Source organism: Enterobacter sp. ODB01, from assembly GCF_001623605.1.
Taxonomy (GTDB): domain Bacteria; phylum Pseudomonadota; class Gammaproteobacteria; order Enterobacterales; family Enterobacteriaceae; genus Enterobacter; species Enterobacter kobei.
Genome location: NZ_CP015227.1, coordinates 3465272 through 3489528, shown reverse-complemented (window position 1 = coordinate 3489528; position 24257 = coordinate 3465272). Strand labels below are relative to the sequence as shown.

The following is a 24257-nucleotide window of genomic DNA, read 5'->3' as shown; positions in this document are numbered from 1 at the left end:
CGGAAATGCAAATTTCCGGTTTTTTTGTTGGTTAATTAGAAAGGGAATATCTCATGAGTACTCTACTAAAAAGTGCTGCGCTCGTTCTGTGCGCAGGGGTTAGCTGTGCGCAAGCGGCAGAAACTGCGAAACAGTGGGAATTTAATATCGGGGCCATGTATGAAATTGAAAACGTCGAAGGTCAGGGCGACGATAAAGATGGATTATATGAACCTTCCGTGTGGTTTAATGCGACCTGGGATGCCTGGACAATTTCTCTGGCGATGTATCAGGAAGGGCCCGTTGATTACAGCAGCATGACGCGCGGAACCTATTTTGACCGTCCGGAATTTGAATTACGCTATCGCTTTATTGGAACCGATGATTTTACTTTTGGTCTGACCGGCGGCTTCCGTAATTATGGTTATCACTTTAAAGATGAGCACGGTGCCAAAGACGGCAGCGCAAATATGCAGCGCTACAAAGTCCAGCCAGACTGGGATATTAAATTAACCGATGACTGGCGCTTTAGTGGCTGGCTTGCTATGTATCAGTTTGCTAACGATCTGGAAAAAACCGGTTATGCTGACAGCCGTGTTGAGACCGAAACGGGCTTTACCTGGACTATCAATGAAACCGTCTCCGCAAAAGTAAATTACTATTTAGAGCGCGGTTTCAATATGGACAGCTCACGTAATAACGGCGAGTTTTCCACGCAGGAAATTCGCGCCTATCTGCCTGTTTCGTTGGGCCAGACAACCTTAACGCCTTACACCCGCCTGGGTCTTGACCGTTGGTCAAACTGGGACTGGCAGGACGATCCGTCGCGTGAAGGGCATGATTTCAACCGCCTGGGTATGCTGTATGCCTATGACTTCAACAACGGTTTATCCATGACGCTGGAATATGCGTATGAATGGGAAAACCACGATGAGGGCGAGAGCGACCGCTTCCACTATGCGGGCGTAGGTGTGAATTACGCGTTCTGATACATCACTTACCAGGGGCGATCCGCCCCTGGTTTTAGCGCAGAAAAGCCGCTAATACAAAGTGGGTGTCGACAAGCACTTTTTGCGGGGCAGGTTGACCACTAATGCGCCTGAAGAGCAGATCGCAACTCTCTTCACCCAGCTTGCGAGTAGGGATATCAAACCCACCTGGCGCTGGCGTGAGAATGAGAGAGAGCATCGGGTCGCTGTATCCGGCTATCACGACCTGCTCAGGGATCATCAGATTTAACTCATCCGCAGCACGATAGAGGCTTAGCAACTTCATGCTGTCGGTGGCGAATACCGCATCAGGAGGAACTGGCGAGGATAATAATGTAACCGCCGCAGCGAGTGCACTCTCGTGGGTATAACCACCATCCATGATCCAGTCGGAATGAATAGCAATATTATGTTTTGCCAGACTGGCTTTATAGCCCGCCAGACGATCAATTGAAACGTGGTAATCAAGCGGTGCATGCAGACAGGCAATTTTCCGTCGCCCATTTTTAATGAAATTATCCGTCAGCGTGGCGCTGTCATTAAAATTATCCGTATCGACGGAATAGATATTCTGATAATCACCTTCCACTTTGCCAATGACGACGACGGGTACGCCATACGCATCCAGCGTGCTGAAAAAAGATTCATTTGCCGGTGAACTCAGCATGATGACGCCTTTGATCATCTTCTGCTTTATTTTGCTCACACATTTCAGCAGATCGTCTTCGCTGCTTTTGGATGTTTGCAAAATAACGTCAAAACCTTCTTCTTCCGCTTTTGTTGTAATCGCATGAAGAACATCAGAGAAAAAAGGGTTACCGGCTGTGGTTTTGGTCGAGCGGGTCGAAATAACCATAATGGCATCAAAGCCAGAAGAGGTCAGTGCGCGGGCCAGTTTGTTGGGCTGATAATTTAATTCGTCTATCGCCTTCAGCACTTTGTCACGTGCTTCGGGGGATATATTCGTTTGTTTATTCAGAACGCGGGATACGGTTGATTTCGATACGCCCGCAACCCGTGCGATATCATAGATGGTGGGTGACATACACCTTACTCACTCCGGACTGACAGCAATGCCGCTCATCTTACTGGAGAGAAAACGGCAATAGCAATAAATAAGAATTGATAATCAACGATCTGCCCCCATTTATTGTATTCTGAAGCCATGCATTCCAGGCTTCCGGGCAATGAAGGATGGCGATGAAGCGACTTAAGAACGAACTCAATTCACTGGTGAACCGTGGCGTTGACCGACATCTGCGCCTGGCCGTCACCGGGCTAAGCCGCAGCGGCAAGACGGCATTCATAACGGCGATGGTAAACCAGCTCCTGAACCTGCACGCCGGAGCGCGCCTGCCGTTGCTCAGCGCCGTAAGAGAAGAGCGTCTGCTGGGCGTTAAGCGCGTCCCTCAGCGCGATTTTGGCATTCCTCGTTTTACCTATGACGAAGGGCTGGCACAGCTCTACGGGGATCCGCCCACGTGGCCGACGCCGACGCGAGGCGTGAGTGAAATTCGCCTTGCGCTGCGTTTCCGCTCAAATGAATCCCTGATGCGCCACTTCAAGGATACCTCCACCCTGTATCTGGAAATCGTCGATTACCCGGGCGAATGGCTGCTCGATTTGCCGATGCTGGCACAGGACTACCTCAGCTGGTCCCGTCAGATGACAGGGTTGCTGCAGGGACAACGCGCTGCGTGGTCAACGAAATGGCGAGCGCTGTGTGAAGGTCTGGATCCGCTGGCACCAGCGGATGAAAACCGTCTGGCGGCGATTGCCGAGGCCTGGACGGACTATCTTCATCAGTGCAAACAGGAAGGGCTGCACTTCATCCAGCCGGGTCGTTTTGTCTTGCCGGGGGACTTAGCCGGAGCGCCCGCGCTGCAGTTCTTCCCCTGGCCAGATGTGGACGGCGCCGGTGAATCGAAGCTGGCCCAGGCCGGTAAACACACGAACGCCGGGATGCTGCGCGAGCGGTACAATTACTACTGCGAAAAAGTGGTCAAAGGATTTTATAAAAACCACTTCTTGCGTTTCGACCGCCAGATTGTGCTGGTAGATTGCCTGCAGCCGCTTAACAGCGGGCCGCAGGCATTTAACGATATGCGCCTCGCGCTGACCCAGCTGATGCAGAGTTTTCACTACGGGCAGCGGACGCTGTTCCGTCGTCTTTTCTCGCCGGTGATCGACAAGCTGCTGTTCGCGGCCACGAAAGCCGATCACGTGACGGTCGATCAGCATGCCAACATGGTTTCTCTGCTGCAGCAGCTGGTGCAGGATGCGTGGCAAAATGCCGCGTTTGAAGGGATTAGCATGGATTGTCTTGGGCTGGCCTCCGTGCAGGCGACGCAGAGCGGGCTGATTGATCTCAACGGCGAGAAAATACCGGCATTGCGCGGGAATCGCCTCAGCGACGGTGAGCCGCTTACGGTCTATCCGGGCGAAGTGCCTGCCAGGCTGCCGGGCCAGGCCTTCTGGCAGAGCCAGGGTTTCCAGTTTGAAGCCTTCCGCCCTCAGGCCATGAGCGTCGATCGGCCGTTACCACACATCCGTCTGGATGCGGCGCTGGAGTTTTTGATTGGAGATAAATTGCGATGACGGAACCGTTAAAACCACGCATAGATTTTACCGGAACGCTTGAGCAGGCGGATCGCGAAGCGTTTAAAACGGCGCAGACGTTCAGCGGTACGCAGGCAGAGAACTTTGCCCCGGCACTGCCGGACGATCCCGCGGTTGAGGAGGGGCCAGCGGAGGCGGTCGTGGAGGCCGCTTTGCGTCCAAAACGCAGTGTGTGGCGCAGAATGGTCACCGCCGGTCTGGCACTGTTCGGCGTCAGCGTGGTCGGGCAGGGCGTCCAGTGGGCGATGAACGCCTGGCAAACGCAGGACTGGGTCGCACTGGGCGGATGTGCGGCAGGTGCGCTGATAGTTGGCGCGGGCGTGGGGTCTGTTGCGACGGAGTGGCGACGTCTCTGGCGTCTGCGACAGCGCGCGCATGAGCGTGATGAAGCGCGGGATCTCCTCCACAGCCACGGAACCGGCAAAGGCCGCGCGTTTTGTGAGAAACTGGCCAGCCAGGCCGGTATCGATCAGTCGCATCCGGCGCTTCAGCGCTGGTATGCCGCCATCCATGAAACGCAGAATGACCGGGAAGTGGTAACGCTCTATTCCCATATGGTTCAGCCGGTACTGGATGCCCAGGCGCGACGCGAGATTAGCCGTTCTGCGGCAGAGTCCACGCTGATGATTGCCGTCAGCCCGCTGGCGCTGGTGGATATGGCGTTTATCGCCTGGCGTAACCTGCGTTTGATTAACCGTATCGCTCATCTCTACGGTATCGAGCTGGGTTACTACAGTCGACTCAGACTGTTCAAGCTGGTGTTACTCAATATCGCCTTTGCTGGTGCGAGCGAACTGGTGCGTGAAGTGGGCATGGACTGGATGTCGCAGGATCTGGCTGCGCGTCTTTCGGCTCGCGCTGCGCAGGGTATTGGCGCGGGCTTACTGACGGCGCGTCTGGGTATCAAGGCGATGGAAGTGTGCCGACCGCTGCCGTGGATCGATGGCGATAAGCCACGGCTGGGGGATTTTCGGCGCGAACTGATCGGCCAGCTTAAAGAGACGCTCAATAAAAAACCTGCTCCGTGAGGTTTTGTTCACTTATCGTGCTGGCTGTCAATATTTGTTGACAGCCATCTTCCGGTTCACCGTGTTCTGACATATCATTTTAACGTTACTGGCTTAAAACGGTGAATTTCCCATGCGTCTTGAAGTCTTCTGTGAAGACCGTCTCGGTCTGACCCGCGAGTTACTTGATCTTCTTGTTTTACGTAGCATTGATTTACGTGGCATTGAGATCGATCCTGTCGGGCGAATTTACCTCAATTTTGCCGAAATTGAATTCAATACCTTTAGCAGTCTGATGGCGGAAATCCGCCGTATCGCTGGCGTTACGGATGTGCGCACTATCCCCTGGATGCCCTCCGAGCGAGAGCACCTGGCACTGAGCGCGCTGCTGGAAGCCATGCCTGAACCGTTCCTCTCTCTGGATCTGAAAAGTAAAGTCGAGCGCGTTAACCACGCAAGCTGTCAGCTATTCGCACAGAGCCAGGAGAAGCTCAGCAATCAACATGCCGCACAGCTGGTCCCGGGTTTTAACTTCCAGCGCTGGCTGGACAGCAACCCGCAGAATACCCATAGCGAGCATGTAGTGATAAACGGGCAGAATTTCCTGATGGAGATCACACCGGTTTATCTGAAAGGGGAAAGCGACACTCGCGTACTGACCGGTGCCGTAATTATGCTGCGCTCGACGTTACGTATGGGCCGCCAGCTGCAAAACCTCTCCAGCCAGGATGTCGGCGCATTCAGCCAGATTATTGCCGTCAGCCCGAAAATGCGTCATGTGGTTGACCAGGCGCGCAAGCTCGCCAGCCTGACCGCGCCGCTGCTGATTACTGGCGATACCGGTACCGGGAAAGATCTGCTGGCTCACGCTGTGCATCTGGCAAGCCCGCGTGCGGCAAAACCGTATCTGGCACTTAATTGCGCCTCTATCCCGGAAGATGCTGTCGAAAGCGAACTGTTTGGACACGCGCCGGAAGGCAAGAAAGGGTTCTTCGAGCAGGCTAACGGCGGCTCCGTGCTGCTGGATGAGATCGGTGAAATGTCGCCGCGCATGCAGGCCAAGCTGCTGCGTTTCCTGAACGACGGAACCTTCCGCCGCGTTGGTGAAGATCATGAGGTGCATGTGGACGTGCGCGTCATCTGTGCCACCCAGAAAAACCTGGTGGAACTGGTGCAAAAGGGGATATTTCGCGAGGATCTCTATTACCGCCTTAACGTCCTTACGCTGAACATTCCACCGCTGCGCGATTGTCTGCAGGACATCATGCCGTTAACGGAACTGTTTGTCGCCCGCTTTGCCGACGAGCAGGGCGTCCCGCGTCCGAAGCTTTCTGCCGATCTCGGCACGGTGTTAATGCGCTACGGTTGGCCGGGCAACATCCGTCAGCTTAAAAATGCCGTTTATCGTGCACTCACCCAGCTTGAAGGGTATGAACTGCGTCCGCAGGATATTCTGCTGCCTGATTACGACGCCGGAACGGTATCGGTAGGTGAAGAGGCGATGGAAGGGTCGCTGGATGATATTACCAGTCGCTTTGAACGCTCCGTCCTGACGCAGCTTTATCGCAGCTATCCAAGTACTCGCAAACTGGCAAAACGGCTTGGCGTATCGCATACCGCGATTGCGAATAAGCTGCGTGAGTATGGTTTGAATCATAAGAAGGGTGACGAATAGCAAAAAGCCTCTGTAAAGAGGCTTTTTTAATGTTTATTCTTTCGCCAGCGGTGTGGTCACGATTTCTGTTTTTGTCTCTCCCTGAATGGCCGCAATCCTGTTTTCAACCTCTTTCACCTGTTGCGGGCTATGAAGCAGGGTATAGGTGAGATCAAACTGCGCGCTGGCCCCTGGCTGTAATTGCTTAACCCGTTTCTGCTCACGTTCTATGGTCACGGGGTAGGCGTAGCTCGTACCCGGCTCAATCCCCGTAACGTACCCCTGCTTTGGCGTATCGGTATTTTTCCATAAGGTCAGCACGGGTAGCTGGCGTGTATCAAACTGAATTGACGCGCCTTTATCGCCGGCTTTGTTGACCACCGCCGCGAGGGTTTCGTGGTTGTTGTCCGCAAGCGGTTTGATGTTAAAGACCATCTCATCAAAGCCTTTTGTCGGCCCGGCATAGGTTTGCCAGTTGTCTACGCCCGCTTTAGCGTAATCGTTGAAGGGGCTCACGCTTACCGCCGGAGCAAGGAAGCGTGCGCCTTCTTCGAGGATCGGCGTCCCGAAGTTACTGTGATAGATGATTTGATAGTCATGAGGGTAATCGGCATGGTTTGTCAGGACATCATGCAGGCTGAACTGGTTAGTTCCTGGAACGTAACGCAGTTCGGTCATGGTTTGCAGATCCGCTTTTTTAAACGTGCTCTCTTTGATTAACCCGCGAATACGAATTTCATACGGGGCGGTATCCGCAACGTCAACTTCGACCTGAGAAGCCGGGGTATTACCGGCCTTGCCGTGAAGCGTATAAATCTGGCCGTCAGCCGTGACCGGATGTCCCGTCCACTCATAACCACAGCGGACCATCATCTCATTGAATCCTTCCAGCCAGCCGAGGCCGTTTCGGCTTTCCAGATTTATATACGCCGGGTTAACGACCTCTTTAACGGGAGAATTCCACCCCAGTCGGGTACCAAAACCTTCCACATGCAGAAGATTCATTCCGCGCGTTGGGCTCAGGGTAATTGTCAGACCGTTTTTACTGCTGATAATGATAACTTTACTGCCTTCCTGCTTTCCGCCGTGCAATACTTTCTGCTCAATGCTGAACGTCCGGTCATTAATTTTCAGCTCATCGCTTGAAATCTTCCAGTTTCCTTTTTCTACGCCGCTTTCAGCGCTGGTCAGCACCCAGGTTTTTGCGGCAGCGTGACCTGAAACCAGTACCGCAAGGAGCGTTAAAGCCAGTTTTATTTTCATTTTGATCCCTTTTTGCTGAAACGATTATTTGATTTCGTAAGCAAATCTAATGTTTTGCCGTAAAGGGAAATGTGATGGGCTTCACTGAGGGCGAAGATGATAAATATTAACCAGTATTATGTGGGCAAGATCGCGTTATTGTTGAGTTTCTGATATTGAATTGCATAAATACTGTGAAGTTATCATATTTATGCTTTAACGATTCAGCGTGGAGGTAATAAAAAACCCCGCCATCGCGAGGTTTTGAAAACGCAGTATAAATTGCTAAGTCACTGTTATGCTTTAAGCGTGTCCAGTGCGGCGGTGTAATCCGGCTCGGTCGTAATTTCGTTAACCAGTTCGCTGAAAAGGACAGTGTCGTTTTCATCAATAACCAGTACAGCGCGTGCAGCCAGACCTTTCAGTGGACCTTCCGCGATGCTAACACCGTATTTTTCGAGGAAATCCGGGCTACGCAGGGTGGAGAGGGTGATAACGTTGCTCAGGCCTTCAGCGCCGCAGAAGCGGGACTGGGCGAACGGCAGGTCAGCGGAAATGCACAGCACCACGGTGTTGTCCATTTCGGTGGCCAGCTGGTTGAATTTACGCACGGAGGCAGCGCAAACGCCGGTATCAATGCTTGGGAAAATGTTCAGCACTTTGCGTTTACCCGCAAACTGAGCCAGTGTGACGTCAGACAGATCTTTAGCCACCAGAGTAAAAGCCTGCGCTTTGCTGCCAGCCTGCGGAATGGAACCTGCAACAGCAACCGGGTTGCCCTGGAAATGAACGAGTTGTGACATAGATATCTTCCTGTTTACATATAGTTAACGTCGGGGCTAGTGTATGCCATCAGCAGATAACACGGCAAACCAATTTTTTCGCCTTTCCGGGCCGCAAGGAGTCAGTGATGAGAAGCGTTAAGGTCTATGAAGAAGCCTGGCCATTGCATACCCCGTTTGTGATCTCTCGCGGCAGCCGAAGCGAAGCCAGCGTGGTGGTCGTTGAAATCGAAGAGGACGGTTTTAAAGGCGTGGGTGAATGCACGCCTTATCCACGCTATGGGGAAAGCCTCGCGTCGGTCATGGCGCATATCATGACGCTGGTTCCGGACCTGCAAACCGGACTCACTCGCGAGGCGCTCCAGCAACGTTTACCCGCCGGGGCCGCGCGCAACGCCATTGATTGTGCGCTCTGGAACCTGGAAGCGGCGAAACAGCAAACATCGCTGACGTCATTGCTGGGCGTGGTGCTGCCGGAATCGGTGGTTACCGCGCAAACGGTGGTAATCGGTGAGCCGGAACAGATGGCCGCCAGCGCAAAAGCGCTCTATGACGCCGGGGCAACGCTATTGAAAGTGAAACTCGACGATCGCCTGATCAGCGAGCGAATGGTCGCTATTCGCTCAGCGGTTCCCGCCGCCACGCTCATTGTTGACGCCAACGAATCCTGGCACCCGGAAGGGCTGGCCGCACGATGTCAGCTGCTGGCCGACCTGGGGGTCGCCATGCTGGAGCAGCCTCTGCCAGCAGAAGATGATGCGGCGCTGAATAATTTTATCCATCCATTGCCCGTCTGCGCGGATGAAAGCTGCCATACCCGGGAACGTTTGAGCGACCTTCAGGGGCGCTATGAGATGGTCAATATTAAGCTCGACAAGACCGGCGGCCTGACAGAGGCGCTGGCCCTGGCGGAAGAGGCCCGGGCGCAGGGATTTGAGCTGATGCTGGGCTGCATGCTCTGCACGTCCCGGGCGATCGGCGCGGCGCTACCGCTGGTTAATCAGGTCCGTTTCGCCGATCTGGATGGCCCGACGTGGCTGGCGGTTGATGTGTCACCCGCGCTTGATTTTACCAGCGGCGTGCTTCATCTCTGAGGCTGCCAGCGTAAAAGCTCCATCATGGCTTTTAAGTACTTTTCGCTGGCTTCGTCGGACGAGATCGCCGGGAATTCAGCGGTAATGCAGGGCAGGCTCAAATCGGCGCACCAGCTACCGAATGATCCTGGCGTTTCATAGCCGACGCTGGTAACGAGTGGCAGGGCAAATGCTTCCGCCAGCCAGGCGCCCAGCTCGGAGTGACGCGGATCTTCAATACACGCCAGCGGATCGTGGAAAGAGACAATCCATGCAGGGTGGATCTTATGGATGAGCTGGCACAGCGCCTGGGTTTCAGGCTCCGAGCCCGGTTTATCTCCCGTCAGCAGAACCACATCACGCTCCTCGGCGGAGCTGTTCCAGCGATAAACGGTTTCTCCGGCGCGCCAGTTTGCTGCCGGGAAATTACGATTTAAGTCTACGCCTCTCGCATTGGCGCGTAGACCGAGCTGACAGCCGTCCGGGTTAACCGCCAGAATCACGTGATGACGCCGCAATGAGGGCGTTAGTGTCCGCAGCGCGCATGAAAGCGTCACGATGGAGGAGTTCTCGTCACCGTGCGTGCCGGCAAGAATCAAGCCGCTGTCGCGGTCGGCATCGGGGGCGGGGAACCAGATCAACGATGCGCCTAAAAATGAGCGGCCATATTGCTCAGCGCCCGGCGGAAAGGCGCCGCGTTCCGCTCTCGGTCGGGTGGTTGTCATACGAAATCCTGATAAAAAGATCACTACTCGCAGTGTTGTGCAAAACACGCGGTTAATCAAATAGTTTCCGAAATGGTTGAGAATTGCCTTAAATCACTATTCGGGAGTAAGTTATTTGCATTTCTTTTTGTCGAAACAAATAATTACGCATCTGCTTGTTACCTGAATTCATTAAAGGGGATCTTATGAAGCATCCTGTTTCGCGTCTTTTTGCCGCACTGTGCCTGTGCGGACTCTCTTCACTCTCTTTCGCTGCGGATGTGCCACAGGGTACGGCACTGGCGCAAAAACAGGAGCTGGTCAGACACATTAAAGACGAACCGGCTTCACTCGATCCGGCAAAAGCGGTGGGGCTGCCAGAGATTCAGGTGATTCGCGATCTCTTCGAAGGTCTGGTGAATCAGAATGAGAAAGGGGAGTTGACGCCGGGAGTGGCAACGCGCTGGCAGAGCAACGATAACCGCATCTGGACATTTACCCTACGCGATAACGCGAAGTGGTCCGACGGTTCGCCTGTCACCGCCCAGGATTTTGTCTACAGCTGGCAGCGTCTGGTTGATCCGAAAACGACCTCTCCATTTGCCTGGTTTGCTGCCCTGGCGGGTATCAACAACGCGCAGGCCATTATTGATGGAAAAGCGGCACCCGATACGCTTGGCGTAACGGCGGTCGATGCCAGAACATTACGCGTCCAGTTGGACAAACCGCTGCCGTGGTTCAGTAATCTGACGGCTAACTTTGCCTTCTACCCGGTGCAAAAAGCCAACGTAGAAAGGGGTAAAGAGTGGACCCGTCCGGGATCTCTGGTCGGCAATGGTGCCTATGTCCTGAATGACCGCGTGGTGAATGAAAAACTGGTCGTCGTCCCCAATACCCACTACTGGGACAATGCAAAAACCGTCCTGCAAAAGGTCACCTTCGTACCGATTAACCAGGAATCATCGGCCACCAAACGTTATCTGGCGGGTGATATTGATATTACCGAATCGTTCCCAAAAAACATGTATCAGAAGCTCCTGAAGGATATTCCGGGACAGGTTTACACGCCGCCTCAGTTGGGCACGTATTACTATGCGTTCAATACGCAAAAGGGCCCAACGGCCGACTCCCGCGTGCGCCTGGCGCTGAGCATGACCATCGATCGCCGCATTATGGCGGAAAAAGTGTTAGGCACGGGAGAGAAGCCCGCATGGCACTTCACGCCTGACGTGACGGCCGGGTTCACCCCGGAGGCCTCGCCATTTGAACAGATGTCGCAGCAGGAGCTGAACGCCCAGGCGAAAACCTTGCTGCAGGCCGCGGGGTATGGCCCTCAGCGTCCGCTGAAGCTGACCCTGCTGTACAATACTTCAGAAAATCATCAGAAGATTGCCATCGCGGTGGCGTCCATGTGGAAGAAAAATCTCGGTGTGGATGTCAAACTGCAAAACCAGGAGTGGAAAACGTACATTGACAGCCGTAATACCGGTAACTTTGATGTGATCCGCGCCTCCTGGGTGGGCGATTACAACGAGCCATCGACATTCCTTTCGCTGCTGACCTCAACCCACAGCGGTAACATCTCGCGTTTCAACGACCCGGCCTACGATAAAATTATCCACCAGGCGACGCTGGAAACCACGGCGAAAGCGCGCAATACGGACTACAACATGGCGGAAAAAATCCTCACGGAGAAAGCGCCTATCGCGCCGATTTATCAGTACACCAATGGCCGCCTGATTAAGCCGTGGGTGAAAGGCTATCCTATTAATAACCCGGAAGACGTGGCGTATAGCCGGACGATGTATATTGAGAAGCACTGACGGGAGAGAATGACCTTGTCGCACTGAAAACTGGCGCATTCTGGCGCCAGTTTTTACTTATGCCCGCGCGTGCCGCTGATGGGCAGCACCACTGTTACTCCAGCAAAGCGCTAAACTTCGCCAGCCACTGTGGATGAGCGGGCCAGGCGGGGGCGGTGACCAGATTACCGTCTACATGTGCCTGGTCGATGCCGATACTGGCGTAGTGTCCACCGCTAAGACGCACTTCAGGCGCACACGCCGGGTAGGCGCTGCAGGTTCGGCCTTTTAGTATGCCGGCAGCAGCAAGCAGTTGCGGACCATGGCACACGGCGGCGATTGGCTTACGTGCCGCGTCAAATGCCTGCACCAGCTTGAGCACATCGTCATTTAACCGCAAATATTCTGGCGCTCTGCCGCCTGGGATAAGCAGTGCGTCATAGTCCTGCTCCCGTGCGGCGGAAAAGTCAGCATTGAGGACAAAACGGTGGCCGGGCTTTTCGCTGTAGGTCTGGGCACCGTCGAAGTCATGGATTGCCGTAATGATGTAGTCCCCCTTCGGTTTGTCGGGGCAAACGGCATCCACCTGATGACCAATCATCTGTAATGCCTGAAACGGGACCATGGTTTCATAATCTTCGGCGTAATCGCCAACCAACATCAGGATTTTCTTGCTCATCTTTCCTCACCTTTATTTATAGAGATGATTAAGATATAGCCTGGTATGGCTCGATTGCCGGAAATAAAAAAGCCCGTCAGAGCACGGGCAAAATAAGCAAATGAATTACTGCACTACAGCGCATCGAAGGTCGGGTACAGGGTATTTTCCAGATATTCAACGAAATACCAGATCTCACCGCTAAAAATAAACCACAAGCCAAATATAATAAGGATGAAAATGATTAAGGTGAGTATTATTTCAGTCTTTCCCATTGTAGCGACTACCCACCTGTCAGTGATTTACATAAGTGGGGCATTGTAACGACGCTTTCCCGTATACTCCAGTCTCATGCCGCAAGGACTTTATTACGTCCATCGTTTTTGGCGCGATAGAGCGCGTCGTCTACGCGTTTAAACAGCTCATCAATACTCTCTTCCTGTTCATGCCTTGCCACACCAATGCTGACGGTAAAACGGGGTAATCCGGGTATGGTGATACGGGTTACCGCCGCGCGGACGGATTCGGCAATCTTCATGGCAGTGTCGAGAGAGGTGCGCGGCAGGAGGATGACAAACTCTTCCCCTCCCCAGCGAAACACGAGGTCATCTTGCCTGCTGCAGGCTTCCAGCGTCCGGGAAAGGGCGATAAGCACCTCATCACCTTTCAGATGGCCGAAGAGGTCGTTGATGTTTTTAAAATGATCGGTATCCACCAGCAGCAGGCTAAATTGCTGTTGCGCGGAAAGGTGGCTCAGGTTGGTTTGATCGATAATATTGTAGAACTGGCGTCGGTTAAGTAAGCCTGTCATTGAGTCACGTAACGCAGCATTTTCCAGCTCCAGCTCGAGCCTTTTTTGTTCGGTGATATCATGGATGATGCACAACATCAGTTTGTCACCGTAAATCTCAATGGGCCCCGCGTAGGTCTGGACATGGCGGGTGGTGCCATCGGCAAGACGGTGAACAAAATTAAACGGCTTATGTCCGCCGGGCAGTGCGGCAATCTCCGTCATAATGGGCATGACACCTCTCCCCAGGGTATTTATCTCCCAGGTGTGTTTATTGCACATTTCATCATGCGAATAGCCATAAAAGCTGAGCGCGGCCAGGTTTGCATCGACAATTTGCCCGTCGCGGGCAGGGTCGATTAACAGCATTGGCGCACTGTTGGTCAGGAAAAAACGGGCGTAGAAACCCTGTTTTTTACGCTGATAGGTTGTGGAACGGCTGGCTTTCAGGCCTGATGGGGCCTGAGAAGAAATCCCTTCAAAAACGATAACATCGCCATAAGGCGTGAAGTGGGAGAGAGAGAGGCGGCAGCTTAACGGTGTATCTTGCCCGGCACGGCTAATCGTCCAGATCTCGACAATATCGTGATCGTTTTTCAGTTCAGGAACATACATCGACAACACGCTTTGCGCACTTGCGGAACAGGTGCCTTTACGCAAGCCATCCAGTGTTTTATTACCCATCAGCTGTGTTGCGGCCACATTGGCAAAAATGATCTGTTCTGAAACAGGAGATATGAGCCACACGGGCGTTTTAATTGCATTCAGCGCATCAAAACCATTTTGCGACATAGGCATTTCCTGTTCATCGGCATCTTATGCCTGACAATCACGTCAGATTAACTCGCGTCCACTCCTCTGAAACATACGCTATTCAATCCTGTCAGGCATGATTTTTTTGTGAAATAAACGCGGGATCCGTATGAATTTTACTCATGGGTATAATTTGTTTATCTGAGTTTTTCTGTAGCAGCAGCCACGGAACCTGTTCCGCAGGCAATGGGCGGGAGAAAAGGAACCCCTGCAGATAGTCACAGCCAAGGCTGGTCAGTATCGCCTGCTGTTCGTCCGTTTCAATGCCCTCAGCAACGACATTCATCTCCATGGTCCGGGCGATATTAATAATGGTTTCCACCAGCTTACGGCTTTTCTCGTTTTCCAGCATAGAAGTGACAAAACTCTTATCAATTTTTAGCTCTTTTGCCGGGAGAACGCTTAACATCAGCAGGTTAGAATAGCCAGTACCAAAATCATCAATAGAGACGGTGACACCCGCATGGTTAAAGGCGTTCAGGAGCTCGATACTGCGGTCGAGATTTTTAAGCGCGGTACTCTCTGTTACCTCCAGAATCAGCCGGGAGGGAGACAGATTATATTTTTCCAGCATCGACGAGACGATGTGAAAGATATCCGGCTGTTCGAACTGAACGGGGGATAAATTGAGCGACAATGTCCACTGACTGAAACCCTGTTCCGTCCAGAAATGAAGCTGCCGACACGCGGCCTCAATCGCCCAGTTGCCAACCGGAATAATCAAACCCGTTTGTTCCAGCGTGGGTAAAAACAGTCCCGGCAGCAAAACGCCTTGCTCCGGATGACGCCAGCGGAGAAGTGCTTCAAAACCGTGGATCGTCTTATCTTCCGCGTGCCAGGTTGGCTGATACCAGAGCTCAAACTGATCGCGTTCCAGGGCCTGAGAAAGCGCCTGAAGAAAACCCGGTTGCGCCGGCACTGTTGTTGACATCTCCGGACGGTAAATTGCCCAGCCGTTACGTCCATCCTCTTTAATATGTTGTAAGGCTGCATCAGCCTTAAACTTCAGTTCATGTAGCGTTTCGCCATCTTTCGGATAGAGGCTGACCCCCGCGCTGATGGTGGTGTTTAGCGTGTGACCGCAGAGTGAAAGCGGGCGGCGCATATCCGCGAGGAGGGTGGTGAGCAGGGTATTAAGCTTTTCATCATCACATTCGGGAACCAGCAGGATAAAAGCATCCCCGCCCAGTCTGGCCAGCGTCATCTCACGGGTAAGCCGGGACGTAATGCGCTGGGCAATAGTGATTAGTAACTCATCACCCACGCTGTGGCCCCAGGTATCATTCACGCGTTTGAAGTGATCGACATTCAGGAAGATCACGGCAAACTGTTTCTTGCTCAGCAAGGCGCTGCGAAGACAGTCCTGCATTCGGATATCCATCTGATGATGGTTTGCGAGCCCGGTGAGGGCATCGAAGCGAGCCTGAAGCTCAAGCTGGCGATTGAGTTGTCGCAAATTGTCCGTCAGCCGGGTGGTGCGCCAGTGCGAATCGATTAGCGAAATAATTAACATCACGCCAAGAAGTGAGAGTGTGGTGACGGAAACCCATATGGATAATCCCAGCTCGCCGATCCCGCCGGGAAGCGTGCGTGCCATCTCATGGAAATGCGCGGCACTCATGCCCGTATAATGCATTGCGCAGATGGCGGCACCCATCACTAAGGCCGCGAGTATGCGATTTACAAAGACCCCTTTGTGCTTATCCCGGAGACGAAAAGCCAGCCACAACGCCACACCGGAGGCGACAACCGCAATCACCACAGACAAACCGACAATCCGCTGATCCCAGAGGATGCTTCCCTCCAGCATCAATGCGGCCATACCGATATAGTGCATCGAGACCACGCCAGCGCTGAGAATGATCGTGGCGACTGTCAGTCTAAACAGGGAGAGGTGTTTGCCCGTAACGGCAATATTAATGGCCGTTGTGGAGGCTATAACCGCCGCACCAAGTGAGGCCAGGGTTATCCAGAGGTCGTAGCTCATCATCATGGGCATTTGCATCGACAGCATGCCGATGAAATGCATTGACCAGATCCCAATGCCCAGCGTTACGCCTCCGGCAATTCGCCAGAACAAAGCCGCTTTTCGGCTGGAAAGGGGAATTTTCCCGGCGCTGTCCAGAGCTACAAAGGAGGCGATAAACGCCACCAGATAAGAGACAGCAATCAACACAGGGTCCCACGATATATTGAGCATTATGCAATCCCACGCCTGAGAGGGTTACCGATTTCGCCTGCCGGCACATTTTTATCGGGCAACGAAAATGCGCATTCAAACCATATTAGTTATTTATCGTGAAAAATGACCAGTCATATAACAACTCTATACTCACCGGGAATATAAAATATATTCTCGTTTTTAACTTATTAAGCATTGCTAAACATAGACCACTATCACTAGCAAAGCGCCTTAAATACGTGGACGAACGAATCGTCTCGTCGCAGGTGATGGTATCGCTTAACGTGGCTGTGAACCAGTATCACAGCATTCGGCGCAGCACATTTTTACTAATACGCTTTTTTTACCTGACTTAAGCTAAATATCGGGTGCGTAACGGCGAAACGAGAAACCAGCGCGTTAGGTGAGGACAAACGTAAAAGTGAATGCTATAAGTCTTAATGCCGACCAAAATATAAGTTGTGGGTAAAATCATGCTAAGAAATATTAGTGTCAGGACCTTCATTGCCTGGTTCCTGTTATGCCTTTTTTTGGTAAATGCAGGTATCGTTGCTCTATTTTCCAGCAATTTCTCTCTCTTCATTTCGATTAATCTGGTTAATTTCGTTGCGCTGTTTTTGCTCTGGAGTTATATGACGAAGTTTCTTGTGACGCCGATCAATACTGTGAAAAAAAGTATTGAAGAAGTGACCGCAGGTAATCTTGGTGTCTCAATCCCTGAGTTTGGCAATAACTGCGCGGGACGATTAATCCCCGGAATTAATAGTCTTTCCAGTAACATTGCGACGCTGGTGCGTGAGATCAGGGCGTCATCTCAAAACGCCATGACCTTGTCGGATCAACTCTCTGCCCGTAGCGCTCAGCTCTCGGTGAAAACCGAGCAGCAGTCTGCCTCTCTGGTGCAAACCGCTGCCAGTATGGAGCAGATGGCGGCAAGTACCCGAAACAATGCCGATAATACCCGTCTGGCGAGCGAGCAGGCAAACGTCGCGACATTGCAGGCGCGTAAGGGAGGAGAGCTGATGGAGCAGGTTGCCAGCAATATGCAATCCATAACCGAGTGCGCGCAGCAGATGACGGAAATTATCTCCCTAATCGACGGGATTGCATTCCAGACAAATATCCTGGCGCTTAACGCGGCGGTTGAGGCGGCGCGGGCGGGCGATCACGGCAAAGGGTTCTCCGTCGTCGCGGAAGAGGTGAGAAACCTTGCGCACCGCAGTGCGGAGGCCGCGAAAAACATCAAGACGCTGATTGACGTCACCAGCAGTAATGTTACCCAGGGTGCCAGCGTCGTGTCGGAAGCGGAAAAGAATATGCATGAAATCGTGACCGGTTCCGGCAATGTCAGCCGGTTGATGGATGAGATTTCTACCTCGACCGCTGAGCAGGAGAAAGGCATTTACCAGATCACCCTGGCGCTGTCTGAACTGGAGCGGGTCACGCAAAGTAACGTCGCGATGGCGGAGGAACTCAATGGTTCCTCTGATGTCCTGCGTAATCAGGTGATTGAACTGCAAACGCGGACACGCAATTTCAGGCTTGAGCAGGGTCACTCGCCGTCATCGTTGACCGGCCCTGCACCTTTCCTCCAGCGGCCCGAGCACTCGCTCTGACAGCACTTCAAAGCCTGGCATGCCAGGCTTTTCTTCTCCTGAAACACAGTATGTACAATTCCTGAGCGATTTCAGCGCCATGCGAGACATAGTTGTTGCTTAACCCCCGACGGAAGCTAGACTGACATCGAAAGAGCTAAACAGGGGGGAGGCGCAGTGGAGAGCATTAAAGGATCAGAACTTAACGTTCCTGACGCAGTTTTTGCGTGGGTGCTGGACGGTCGCGGCGGTGCCAGGCCGCTGGAAGATAATGATGTCATAGATAAAGAGCATCCCTGCTGGCTACATCTCAACTATACCCATCCGGAAAGTGCTGACTGGCTGGCCACGACCCCGTTGTTGCCCAACAACGTGCGCGACGCCCTGGCAGGAGAAAGCCTGCGCCCACGTGTGAGCAGAATGGGTGACGGAACGCTTATCACCCTGCGCTGCATAAATGGCAGTACGGATGAACGTCCCGATCAACTGGTGGCGATGCGCGTCTATATGGACGACGGGCTGATTGTGTCCACCCGCCAGCGGAAGGTCCTGGCGCTGGACGACATTGTGAACGATCTCAAAGAGGGGACCGGACCGGTCGACTGCGGAAGCTGGCTGGTGGACGTCTGCGACGCCCTGACCGATCATGCGAGCGAGTTTATTGAAGAGCTGCACGATAAAATCATCGACCTGGAAGATAACCTGCTCGATCAACAGATCCCGCCGCGCGGCTTTCTGGCGTTATTGCGTAAGCAATTGATCGTGATGCGTCGCTATATGACACCGCAGCGGGATGTGTATGCCCGTCTGGCCAGCGAAAGACTCAACTGGATGAATGACGATCAGCGCCGCAGAATGCAGGACATAGCTGACAGACTCGGCAGGGGACTCGATGAGATCGACTCCTGTATCGCGCGAACGGCGGTGATGGCGGATGAAATTGCTCAGGTGATGCAGGAGTCGCTGGCGAGAAGAACCTATACGATGTCTCTGATGGCGATGGTCTTCTTACCCAGTACCTTCCTGACAGGGCTGTTTGGCGTCAATCTGGGGGGGATCCCCGGTGGTGCTTACCATTACGGCTTCACCGCGTTTTGCGTCATGTTAGTTGTTTTGATTGGTGGTGTTGCATGGTGGTTGCATCGTAGTAAATGGCTGTAAATTTACGTTTTTTTGCCCTTTTGCAGAGATTAAAACGCTCTTTTAATTGAGCGAAGTCAATAAACATCAGCCCGGCAAGGTGCAATATTACTCCCGCAGGTGAATGCAACGTCAAGCGATGGGCGTTGCGCTCCATATTGTCTTACTTCCTTTTTTGAATTACTGCATAGCACAATTGATTCGTACGACGCCGACTTTAATAGTCGGCTTTTTTTTGCCTCCTGTTTCTCAGCGTCTACCCTAAAAGGGACGACAACCAAGCCTGGAGGGAAAGATGAGCATTTTACTCGCTCTGCTCGTGCAACAATCGCGTCAGTCCGACCCTGTTCCCACCGATCCTGTGCCGATGCCCGATCCCATACCGCGTCCGCAGCCGATGCCCGATCCGCCGCCGGATGAAGAACCGATTAAATTGTCGCATCGAACCCTGAGATCTGCGAGGATACGCGCCATCTGACCGTAAAGATCACCACGAGAGACTACTGTGACCGCTTTTTCTACCCTGAATGTTCTGCCTGCCGCCCAACTCGACAACCTCAACGAGTTGGGATATCTCACGATGACGCCTGTTCAGGCGGCCGCGCTGCCCGCTATCCTTGAGGGCCGCGACGTACGCGTGCAGGCGAAAACCGGCAGTGGGAAAACGGCCGCATTCGGTCTTGGTCTGCTGCAGCATATTGACGCGTCGCTGTTCCAGACTCAGTCGCTGATATTGTGCCCTACCCGCGAGCTGGCAGACCAGGTCGCGGGTGAACTGCGTCGCCTGGCGCGCTTTATGCCTAATACCAAGATCCTGACGCTCTGTGGTGGACAGCCGTTCGGCGCACAGCGTGATTCGCTCCAGCATGCGCCACACATTATTGTCGCGACCCCTGGCCGCCTGCTGGATCACCTGCAAAAAGGCACCGTTTCGCTGGATGCATTAAGCACGCTGGTGATGGATGAGGCGGACAGAATGCTGGATATGGGCTTCAGTGATGCCATTGATGAAGTGATCCGCTTCGCGCCGGACGATCGCCAGACGTTGCTATTCTCTGCGACCTGGCCTGAAGCCATCGCCGCGATCAGCGGTCGCGTGCAGAAAAATCCGCTCACTATCGAGATAGACAGCGTCGACGCGCTCCCGGCCATAGAACAGCAGTTCTTTGAAACCTCACAGCAGGGAAAAATCCCGCTCCTGCAGAAATTGCTGAGCCAGCATCAGCCTGCGTCGTGCGTGGTGTTTTGTAATACTAAAAAAGACTGTCAGGCGGTGTGTGATGCGCTGAATGCGGCGGGGCAGAGCGCCTTATCTTTGCATGGCGATCTGGAACAGCGCGATCGCGATCAGACCCTGGTGCGTTTCGCCAACGGTAGCGCCCGTGTTCTGGTGGCGACCGACGTGGCGGCGCGCGGTCTGGATATCAAATCCCTTGAGCTGGTAGTGAACTTTGAGCTGGCATGGGATCCCGAAGTCCACGTCCACCGTATTGGCCGTACCGCACGTGCAGGAAACAGCGGTCTTGCCATCAGCTTCTGTGCGCCGGAAGAGGCGCAGCGCGCCAATATTCTCGCTGAAATGCTGCAGATCACGCTGAACTGGGTGAATGCACCGGGCAGCGTTAAACTCGTGCCGCTGGAGGCCGAAATGGCGACGCTGTGTATTGATGGCGGCAAAAAAGCCAAGATGCGTCCGGGTGATGTGTTAGGGGCATTAACCGGCGATATCGGTCTGGAAGGGGCGGATATCGGTAAGATTGCGGTTCATCCGGCGCATGTTTATGTGGCCGTGCGTCAGGCAGTTGCCCATAAGGCATGGAAGCAGCTGCAAAATGGCAAAATTAAAGGTAAAACCTGCCGCGTTCGTCTACTGAAATAAGGCATAAAGCGTCTCAGAAGTTCTTTCTGAGACGCTAACCGATTACTTCACTTCCAGCACGTTCAGACGCAGTTCGTCCAGTTGGTTATCATCGTCTTCCGGCTGCCAGCCCGCAGGCTGCATGGGGATCTCTTCCCGGTCAAATGCCAGGTCACCGCCATTCACCACTTCTGAATCATGGTTGATGCCTTTGAAGTCGAAGAGCTCAACGTCAGCGAGGTGTGAAGGGACCACGTTTTGCATCGCGCTGAACATGGTTTCGATGCGACCCGGGTAACGTTTGTCCCAGTCGCGCAGCATGTCGCCAATCACCTGACGCTGCAGGTTTGGCTGAGAGCCGCACAGGTTACATGGAATGATCGGGAACCCTTTCGCCTGTGAAAAACGCTCAATGTCTTTTTCGCGGCAGTAGGCAAGAGGGCGGATCACAATGTGCTTGCCGTCATCGCTCATCAGTTTAGGCGGCATGCCTTTCATCTTGCCGCCGTAGAACATATTCAGGAACAGCGTCTGCAGGATATCATCGCGGTGATGGCCCAGCGCAATTTTGGTCGCACCCAGTTCCGTCGCGGTACGATAGAGAATGCCACGGCGCAGACGGGAGCAAAGCGAGCAGGTCGTTTTCCCTTCCGGGATCTTCTCTTTCACAATGCCGTAGGTATTTTCTTCGACGATCTTGTACTCAACGCCCAGGTTTTCCAGGTATTCCGGCAGAATGTGTTCCGGAAAGCCCGGCTGTTTCTGGTCAAGGTTGACCGCTACCAGCGAAAAATTAACCGGCGCGCTTTGCTGAAGATTGCGCAGGATCTCCAGCATGGTGTAGCTGTCTTTACCTCCTGACAGGCAAACCATGATGCGGTCGCCTTCTTCAATCATGTTGAAGTCTGCAATGGCTTCGCCCACGTTACGGCGCAGACGCTTTTGCAGTTTGTTCAGGTTGTATTGCTCTTTCTTGTTAACTTCTTGATTAGCTTGCATTTATTCTTAACTCAAACCTCAAATGGGCACCAGCGGGATAGCATGCTTTCAAACACCCTCTGCGCATTTGTGTGCCCATCCGACGGGTAATAAAAGACGGGTTCGCGCCTGCAGTGAAAACCAGCCTGCGAAAGTGTGCCGTGTATGGTACGGATTGCTGCGACGAATGCCAGCATGTTTTACGGAATAATCACCTTAACCTGACACTATCTTAAGATAGCGTATAATGGCTTTCCAGATCCGCCCGCCAATCCAGTGACTGTTCCTATGACGCTCAATCGTTTTTGTTTTTTGCTCCTGCTTGTCGCTGCGATCGTCAGCTTTTTCTCCTCGTCTTCCTTTGCCGTGTGGTTCCTGCTGATCAATGTGCTGACGGTGGTCATTTATGGCGCCGATAAAACGGCAGCACGGAAAGGGATGCGCAGGGTGCCGGAAACCACGTTACTCCTGTACGGTGTTGTGGGAGGGTGGCCTGGCTCGATTTTGGGTCAACAACTCTTTCGCCATAAAACGCAAAAGCAGCCGTTCAAAACCTGGTTTTGGATCAGTGTTGTGGTGAGTCTCTCAGCCATGATGGCGCTGTATTATTTCTCTCCTTTTACCCCTTATTGAGCGTTGTCAGGACCGCACACATTCCCGTTGACCTCAAGTTAACTTGAGCTTTTAAGATGTCTTCGACATGTTGATACAGGAGTAACAACTTAAAATGAAAGACATCGATGTAGGCTTCACGCATGTTGCGTTTATGGTCAGGGACCTGGAAAAAAGCATCACGTTCTATCGCCGATACGCCGGGATGGACGTTATGCATTCGCGTGAACCCGGCCTTCCTGATGCCCGAAAAGTGGCATGGTTGACTGACCACACCCGTCCTTTTGCGCTGGTTCTGGTGCAGGCAGACAACGTGACCGATACGCCGCTGGGGAATTTTGGCCACCTTGGGATTGCCTGCGCTACGCGTGAAGAAATTGACAGAAAAACGGCGATGGCCACTGAGGAAGGGGTATTACGTAAAGCACCGGAGGATCTGGGTGATCCCGTCGGGTATTACGTATTCTTTGCCGATCCTGACGGAAATACCTTAGAGCTCTCATATGGTCAGCGTGTCGGGCTGACGGCGACGGGTGAGAACGCATCTGAATAACGTGAAACGGGCCTACTGCCAAAAGTAGTAGGCCAATTCCTGGTGGGTTGCTGTTTTTTGCACAATCTGAATAATACGTGCAACAACACGGACGACAGCATCCCATGAATAGAAAATCTATTGCACTGGCAGCACTGGTGTTTTTCTCTGCGCCTGGCTGGTCAGCGTTTCAGGAGCGGGAATATAATACCTGGTATATAAAAAATGCCGTTCTCTATGACATGACGCAGACCTCGGACGGTTTTCCTGTCATGGTGAGCATATTCCAGCCTGAGCGTAAATCCGCAAATCTGGTGGTGTCGTACATCACTGAAGGCCGTTGCGATGATAATAACCAGCAGCTTAATGTAAATGGCAAAGTGCTGGCCGCAAAATATCGCTGTGTTCAGGTTGGACAGAACAGAATAGACCATTTCTCCGTGGTGGATGCGAACAGCGTCAATAGCCTGGTGACCTATCTAAAATCCGATTTCACGCTACTCCTGCAAAATGATATCAAGATTTGGGCGGCAAATATCAAAACGCCCAAATACGGTCTGACGCCGCGTTTTTAAAATCCTGCTACGCTTGTTTGTTGTATCAGGAGCATGAAGATGAAGAACAAAGACGAACAAACAGGATTAGTGGGGCTGGCGATCGGCGCCGCTGTTATTGGACTGGTTTCCGCACAGAGACCGATCGATCGCGACAGCATAGTGGATGAACTGGTCAGGCTGGGCAGGCAGAAAGGCGATGGTGTCGAAGATGAGGTTTTCGTTAAAGCCGCTCAGCTGGTGAGAAAAGGGGTATAACGATGGCTGAAGTACGTCATGCGCAGTGCCATTGTGGCGCGGTAGCCTTTACGGTCGAACTCTCTGATGGCTTTAACACCGCGCGGCGCTGCAGCTGCTCTTTTTGTCGTATGCGGGGCGCAGTCGCGGTTTCTGCTCCGTTATCGGGAATTACCGTAACTAAAGGCGAGGACAAGCTGACGGAGTACCGTTTTCACACCGGGACGGCGCGGCATTTCTTTTGCTCAGTCTGCGGAATATATACGTTCCATCAGCGTCGCTCTAACCCTAATGAATACGGCGTGAATGTGTCCTGTATAGAAAATGTCTCGCCGTTTGATTTCCCCGAAGTGACGGTAATGGACGGCGTCAACCATCCGAAGGACGGCGAAAGTGGGGTGTTTGGCTATCTCTCGTTTCGCAAAAGAGAGACCCATAAAAGCTAATTACTGCATGG

At 53.0% G+C, this 24257-nt stretch carries 24 protein-coding genes and 1 pseudogene; 15 read left to right on the top strand and 10 right to left on the bottom strand.

Going from position 1 to position 24257, the window contains the following annotated elements:
- The first annotated feature begins 53 nt into the window (after window positions 1–53).
- The gene (locus A4308_RS16525; protein ID WP_014884049.1) at window positions 54–968 is read left to right on the top strand and encodes an OmpG family monomeric porin; all 915 of its coding nucleotides are present in this window, start codon (window positions 54–56) and stop codon (window positions 966–968) included.
- A 34-nt stretch (window positions 969–1002) separates the two neighbouring features.
- Here the strand turns inward: A4308_RS16525 and A4308_RS16520 are convergent, their stop codons facing one another.
- Entirely contained in the window at window positions 1003–2013 is a 1011-nt protein-coding gene (locus A4308_RS16520; RefSeq protein WP_045282163.1) for a LacI family DNA-binding transcriptional regulator, read from the bottom strand.
- A 155-nt stretch (window positions 2014–2168) separates the two neighbouring features.
- Here A4308_RS16520 and A4308_RS16515 point away from each other — a divergent pair, with 155 nt between their 5' ends.
- From A4308_RS16515 to tyrR, 3 genes are all read left to right on the top strand, one after another.
- The gene (locus tag A4308_RS16515) at window positions 2169–3566 is read left to right on the top strand and encodes a YcjX family protein (RefSeq protein ID WP_045282162.1); all 1398 of its coding nucleotides are present in this window, start codon (window positions 2169–2171) and stop codon (window positions 3564–3566) included.
- Complete coding sequence (locus A4308_RS16510) at window positions 3563–4615, top strand: YcjF family protein (RefSeq protein WP_038421131.1); 1053 nt, start codon at window positions 3563–3565, stop codon at window positions 4613–4615. Before A4308_RS16515 ends, A4308_RS16510 begins: the two co-directional genes overlap by 4 nt.
- A gap of 112 nt (window positions 4616–4727) precedes the next feature.
- Window positions 4728–6269, top strand: coding sequence for a transcriptional regulator TyrR (gene tyrR, locus A4308_RS16505; RefSeq protein WP_045282161.1), 1542 nt, complete (start codon window positions 4728–4730; stop codon window positions 6267–6269).
- Window positions 6270–6302: 33 nt separating this feature from the next.
- Here the strand turns inward: tyrR and A4308_RS16500 are convergent, their stop codons facing one another.
- Window positions 6303–7511 (bottom strand): aldose 1-epimerase family protein, encoded by a 1209-nt coding sequence (locus tag A4308_RS16500; protein WP_045282160.1) that lies wholly within the window; start codon window positions 7509–7511, stop codon window positions 6303–6305.
- 275 nt (window positions 7512–7786) lie between these two features.
- Window positions 7787–8293: a thiol peroxidase gene (gene tpx, locus A4308_RS16495; RefSeq protein WP_045135272.1), complete on the bottom strand. Its 507-nt coding sequence runs from the start codon at window positions 8291–8293 to the stop codon at window positions 7787–7789.
- Window positions 8294–8400: 107 nt separating this feature from the next.
- Between tpx and ycjG the strand changes: the two genes are divergently transcribed.
- Window positions 8401–9366, top strand: a complete 966-nt coding sequence (gene ycjG, locus A4308_RS16490) for an L-Ala-D/L-Glu epimerase (protein ID WP_045282159.1) — start codon at window positions 8401–8403, stop codon at window positions 9364–9366.
- Here the strand turns inward: ycjG and mpaA are convergent.
- On the bottom strand, window positions 9357–10070 hold the full coding sequence (gene mpaA / locus A4308_RS16485) for a murein tripeptide amidase MpaA (RefSeq protein WP_023330524.1): 714 nt from the start codon (window positions 10068–10070) through the stop codon (window positions 9357–9359). The genes ycjG and mpaA overlap by 10 nt on opposite strands.
- A gap of 185 nt (window positions 10071–10255) precedes the next feature.
- Between mpaA and A4308_RS16480 the strand changes: the two genes are divergently transcribed.
- On the top strand, window positions 10256–11872 hold the full coding sequence (locus A4308_RS16480) for a peptide ABC transporter substrate-binding protein (protein WP_045268217.1): 1617 nt from the start codon (window positions 10256–10258) through the stop codon (window positions 11870–11872).
- 94 nt (window positions 11873–11966) lie between these two features.
- Here A4308_RS16480 and A4308_RS16475 read toward each other — a convergent pair whose 3' ends face one another.
- The 4 genes from A4308_RS16475 to A4308_RS16460 all read right to left on the bottom strand — a co-directional run bounded on the left by A4308_RS16475 (window position 11967) and on the right by A4308_RS16460 (window position 16312).
- On the bottom strand, window positions 11967–12530 hold the full coding sequence (locus A4308_RS16475; protein ID WP_014884039.1) for a DJ-1/PfpI family protein: 564 nt from the start codon (window positions 12528–12530) through the stop codon (window positions 11967–11969).
- 113 nt (window positions 12531–12643) lie between these two features.
- Entirely contained in the window at window positions 12644–12784 is a 141-nt protein-coding gene (locus A4308_RS22550; protein WP_014884038.1) for an Ecr family regulatory small membrane protein, read from the bottom strand.
- A 74-nt stretch (window positions 12785–12858) separates the two neighbouring features.
- Entirely contained in the window at window positions 12859–14091 is a 1233-nt protein-coding gene (locus tag A4308_RS16465; protein WP_045282158.1) for a sensor domain-containing diguanylate cyclase, read from the bottom strand.
- 91 nt (window positions 14092–14182) lie between these two features.
- Window positions 14183–16312: a putative bifunctional diguanylate cyclase/phosphodiesterase gene (locus tag A4308_RS16460; protein WP_032636332.1), complete on the bottom strand. Its 2130-nt coding sequence runs from the start codon at window positions 16310–16312 to the stop codon at window positions 14183–14185.
- 455 nt (window positions 16313–16767) lie between these two features.
- Between A4308_RS16460 and A4308_RS16455 the strand changes: the two genes are divergently transcribed.
- The 4 genes from A4308_RS16455 to dbpA all read left to right on the top strand — a co-directional run bounded on the left by A4308_RS16455 (window position 16768) and on the right by dbpA (window position 20908).
- Window positions 16768–17910, top strand: a complete 1143-nt coding sequence (locus A4308_RS16455; protein ID WP_023338360.1) for a methyl-accepting chemotaxis protein — start codon at window positions 16768–16770, stop codon at window positions 17908–17910.
- 156 nt (window positions 17911–18066) lie between these two features.
- Window positions 18067–19050, top strand: a complete 984-nt coding sequence (zntB, locus tag A4308_RS16450; protein ID WP_014884034.1) for a zinc transporter ZntB — start codon at window positions 18067–18069, stop codon at window positions 19048–19050.
- 274 nt (window positions 19051–19324) lie between these two features.
- Window positions 19325–19507, top strand: coding sequence for a proline-rich small protein YnaL (gene ynaL, locus A4308_RS22035; RefSeq protein WP_000025608.1), 183 nt, complete (start codon window positions 19325–19327; stop codon window positions 19505–19507).
- Window positions 19508–19534: 27 nt separating this feature from the next.
- Window positions 19535–20908, top strand: coding sequence for an ATP-dependent RNA helicase DbpA (gene dbpA, locus A4308_RS16445; RefSeq protein ID WP_014884033.1), 1374 nt, complete (start codon window positions 19535–19537; stop codon window positions 20906–20908).
- A 42-nt stretch (window positions 20909–20950) separates the two neighbouring features.
- Here the strand turns inward: dbpA and ttcA are convergent, their stop codons facing one another.
- Window positions 20951–21886, bottom strand: coding sequence for a tRNA 2-thiocytidine(32) synthetase TtcA (ttcA, locus tag A4308_RS16440; protein ID WP_032636334.1), 936 nt, complete (start codon window positions 21884–21886; stop codon window positions 20951–20953).
- A gap of 73 nt (window positions 21887–21959) precedes the next feature.
- A pseudogene (locus A4308_RS23005) lies at window positions 21960–22072 on the bottom strand (hypothetical protein); the annotation flags it as partial.
- 81 nt (window positions 22073–22153) lie between these two features.
- On the opposite strand from A4308_RS23005, the gene A4308_RS16435 reads away from it, so the two are divergent.
- The 5 genes from A4308_RS16435 (at window position 22154) to A4308_RS16415 (ending at window position 24246) form a co-directional block, all read left to right on the top strand.
- Window positions 22154–22498, top strand: a complete 345-nt coding sequence (locus A4308_RS16435; protein WP_045282157.1) for a DUF1294 domain-containing protein — start codon at window positions 22154–22156, stop codon at window positions 22496–22498.
- Window positions 22499–22592: 94 nt separating this feature from the next.
- Entirely contained in the window at window positions 22593–23030 is a 438-nt protein-coding gene (locus A4308_RS16430) for a VOC family protein (RefSeq protein WP_014883977.1), read from the top strand.
- A 104-nt stretch (window positions 23031–23134) separates the two neighbouring features.
- Window positions 23135–23584: a hypothetical protein gene (locus A4308_RS16425; protein WP_014883976.1), complete on the top strand. Its 450-nt coding sequence runs from the start codon at window positions 23135–23137 to the stop codon at window positions 23582–23584.
- Between the two features lie 39 nt (window positions 23585–23623).
- The gene (locus A4308_RS16420; RefSeq protein WP_014883975.1) at window positions 23624–23821 is read left to right on the top strand and encodes a hypothetical protein; all 198 of its coding nucleotides are present in this window, start codon (window positions 23624–23626) and stop codon (window positions 23819–23821) included.
- Window positions 23822–23823: 2 nt separating this feature from the next.
- Window positions 23824–24246: a GFA family protein gene (locus tag A4308_RS16415; RefSeq protein ID WP_014883974.1), complete on the top strand. Its 423-nt coding sequence runs from the start codon at window positions 23824–23826 to the stop codon at window positions 24244–24246.
- Window positions 24247–24257 lie beyond the last annotated feature (11 nt).

Coding starts and splice junctions, on each gene's coding strand:
- A4308_RS16425 (WP_014883976.1), top strand. CDS start 23,135: ATGAATAGAAAATCTATTGCACTGGCAGCACTGGTGTTTTTCTCTGCG.
- A4308_RS22550 (WP_014884038.1), bottom strand. CDS start 12,784: ATGGGAAAGACTGAAATAATACTCACCTTAATCATTTTCATCCTTATT.
- tpx (WP_045135272.1), bottom strand. CDS start 8,293: ATGTCACAACTCGTTCATTTCCAGGGCAACCCGGTTGCTGTTGCAGGT.
- ynaL (WP_000025608.1), top strand. CDS start 19,325: ATGAGCATTTTACTCGCTCTGCTCGTGCAACAATCGCGTCAGTCCGAC.
- A4308_RS16510 (WP_038421131.1), top strand. CDS start 3,563: ATGACGGAACCGTTAAAACCACGCATAGATTTTACCGGAACGCTTGAG.
- ycjG (WP_045282159.1), top strand. CDS start 8,401: ATGAGAAGCGTTAAGGTCTATGAAGAAGCCTGGCCATTGCATACCCCG.
- A4308_RS16465 (WP_045282158.1), bottom strand. CDS start 14,091: ATGTCGCAAAATGGTTTTGATGCGCTGAATGCAATTAAAACGCCCGTG.
- A4308_RS16520 (WP_045282163.1), bottom strand. CDS start 2,013: ATGTCACCCACCATCTATGATATCGCACGGGTTGCGGGCGTATCGAAA.
- A4308_RS16515 (WP_045282162.1), top strand. CDS start 2,169: ATGAAGCGACTTAAGAACGAACTCAATTCACTGGTGAACCGTGGCGTT.
- A4308_RS16435 (WP_045282157.1), top strand. CDS start 22,154: ATGACGCTCAATCGTTTTTGTTTTTTGCTCCTGCTTGTCGCTGCGATC.
- tyrR (WP_045282161.1), top strand. CDS start 4,728: ATGCGTCTTGAAGTCTTCTGTGAAGACCGTCTCGGTCTGACCCGCGAG.
- A4308_RS16455 (WP_023338360.1), top strand. CDS start 16,768: ATGCTAAGAAATATTAGTGTCAGGACCTTCATTGCCTGGTTCCTGTTA.
- A4308_RS16480 (WP_045268217.1), top strand. CDS start 10,256: ATGAAGCATCCTGTTTCGCGTCTTTTTGCCGCACTGTGCCTGTGCGGA.
- A4308_RS16460 (WP_032636332.1), bottom strand. CDS start 16,312: ATGCTCAATATATCGTGGGACCCTGTGTTGATTGCTGTCTCTTATCTG.
- ttcA (WP_032636334.1), bottom strand. CDS start 21,886: ATGCAAGCTAATCAAGAAGTTAACAAGAAAGAGCAATACAACCTGAAC.
- mpaA (WP_023330524.1), bottom strand. CDS start 10,070: ATGACAACCACCCGACCGAGAGCGGAACGCGGCGCCTTTCCGCCGGGC.
- A4308_RS16525 (WP_014884049.1), top strand. CDS start 54: ATGAGTACTCTACTAAAAAGTGCTGCGCTCGTTCTGTGCGCAGGGGTT.
- A4308_RS16475 (WP_014884039.1), bottom strand. CDS start 12,530: ATGAGCAAGAAAATCCTGATGTTGGTTGGCGATTACGCCGAAGATTAT.
- A4308_RS16420 (WP_014883975.1), top strand. CDS start 23,624: ATGAAGAACAAAGACGAACAAACAGGATTAGTGGGGCTGGCGATCGGC.
- A4308_RS16430 (WP_014883977.1), top strand. CDS start 22,593: ATGAAAGACATCGATGTAGGCTTCACGCATGTTGCGTTTATGGTCAGG.
- A4308_RS16415 (WP_014883974.1), top strand. CDS start 23,824: ATGGCTGAAGTACGTCATGCGCAGTGCCATTGTGGCGCGGTAGCCTTT.
- A4308_RS16500 (WP_045282160.1), bottom strand. CDS start 7,511: ATGAAAATAAAACTGGCTTTAACGCTCCTTGCGGTACTGGTTTCAGGT.